General features: G+C 72.7%; 2 protein-coding genes and 1 tRNA gene. 2 read left to right on the forward strand and 1 reads right to left on the reverse strand.

All coding sequences use genetic code 11. From position 1 onward, the window contains the following. Nucleotides 1-117: 117 nt before the first annotated feature. Nucleotides 118-191 (reverse strand) — tRNA-Thr (locus tag AC0CYZ_RS30845). 93 nt (nt 192-284) lie between these two features. On the opposite strand from AC0CYZ_RS30845, the gene AC0CYZ_RS30850 reads away from it, so the two are divergent. Both AC0CYZ_RS30850 and AC0CYZ_RS30855 read left to right on the forward strand, forming a co-directional pair. Next, nucleotides 285-716: a thioredoxin family protein gene (locus AC0CYZ_RS30850; protein WP_472221935.1), complete on the forward strand. Its 432-nt coding sequence runs from the start codon at nt 285-287 to the stop codon at nt 714-716. Nucleotides 717-827: 111 nt separating this feature from the next. After that, complete coding sequence (locus AC0CYZ_RS30855) at nt 828-1250, forward strand: DUF4395 domain-containing protein (RefSeq protein WP_472221937.1); 423 nt, start codon at nt 828-830, stop codon at nt 1248-1250. The last annotated feature ends 286 nt before the right edge of the window (nt 1251-1536 follow it).

Below are 1536 nucleotides of genomic sequence, written 5' to 3' on the forward strand. Positions count from 1 at the left end.
GGTACAGCGAAGGCGGGGGGCGGGACCCCGAACCGAGCCGCCGCGACGGGGAGCCCGCTCCACGCCGCGCAGCAGAAGGGCCGGCTCGGAATGTTCCGAACCGGCCCTGACCTGCGGAGCCGCCTGTCGGAATCGAACCGACGACCTACGCATTACGAGTGCGTTGCTCTGGCCGACTGAGCTAAGGCGGCAGTGGGGTCGAGTGTAGGTGAGCGCACCTGCGCGCCGGCCGACCGGGGTCGGGGAACATCGACCGGGCAGCTCGGGTTGGCCGCTACGTGTCCGTGACCGGAGTGATCGTCCTCGTCGTGGTGCTCGCCGTCGCGACCGTGGTCGGCCTCGTCGTGCAGCGACGCGCCGGTCGGGTGCGGGCCTCGGCGTCAGTGGACACGTCGGACACGTCCGGATGGGCCCTCGCGCACGTGACCCCGGACCCCGACGACCGCGTGCTGCTCCTGCAGCTCTCCTCCCCGATCTGCACGCCGTGCCGCCAGACCGCGGTTCAGCTCACCGCACTGGCCGAGCGGCCGGGCCTGCGCCACGTCGAGGTCGACATCGCGGACGAGCCCGAGGTCGCCGCCCGGCTGCACGTCATGCGGACCCCGACGACGATCGCGTTCGCCCGCGACGGCCGCGAGCTGCTCCGCGTCTCGGGCGTGCCCCGTCGTCAGGAGCTGCTCGACGCGCTGGACACCGAGCTCGTCGACCACCGATGATCCGGTTCGTGCTGACCCGCAGGCGCGCCGTGGACCACGGCCGCCTCGCCGCCGACCTCTGTCCGGGCCGCTGACCCCCGTCGCGCCCCGACTCCCTGAGGAACCTCCGCCATGCAGCTCGATCCCCGCGGTGTGCGCTTCGCCGCGACCGTCACGACCGTCGTCCTCGCCCTCGTCCTGATCACCGGCAGCGGCTGGCTGGTCCTCGCCCAGGCGATCGTGTTCGCGCTCCCGGCCCTGTTCGGGATGCGCTTCTCGCCCTACGGCGCCCTCTTCCGCACCGCGGTCGCGCCGCGCCTGGGCCCGCCCGCCGACACCGAGGACGCCGCCCCCGTCCGCTTCTCGCAGACCGTCGGGCTCGTCTTCACCGCGGTCGCCGCGGCGGGCTACCTGTCCGGCCTCGCCGCGCTGGGGATCGTCGCGACGGCGTTCGCGCTGCTCGCCGCGTTCCTCAACGCCGCCTTCGGCTTCTGCCTCGGCTGCGAGGTGTACGGCCTGATCGCGCGCTTCCGGACGACCGGGCACCCGGCCTGACGCAGGCTGTGCTCCAGCTCACAGCAGCGGTCGGGCCGAGGCCGACGGATCCGGCGGGGAGCGGCGGTCTCGAGGGGGCCGATCCACCCCAGCCGCCCGGACCAGGTATGCCAGAGCACAAGCAACAGGGACAACACGGTGAAGGGAAGGAAGCGCGACTCGACCGAGGGGGCAACGTCGGCGGCGGTAAGCAGCGTCGCACCGGCCATAACGATTGCGGCCCAGACATAGCCGGCGCGAAGGATCAGCCAGAGGACACCCCAGGTCAGCTCCCAGGTAAGCAAGC

The sequence above is a fragment of the Actinomycetospora sp. genome, assembly GCF_055612215.1.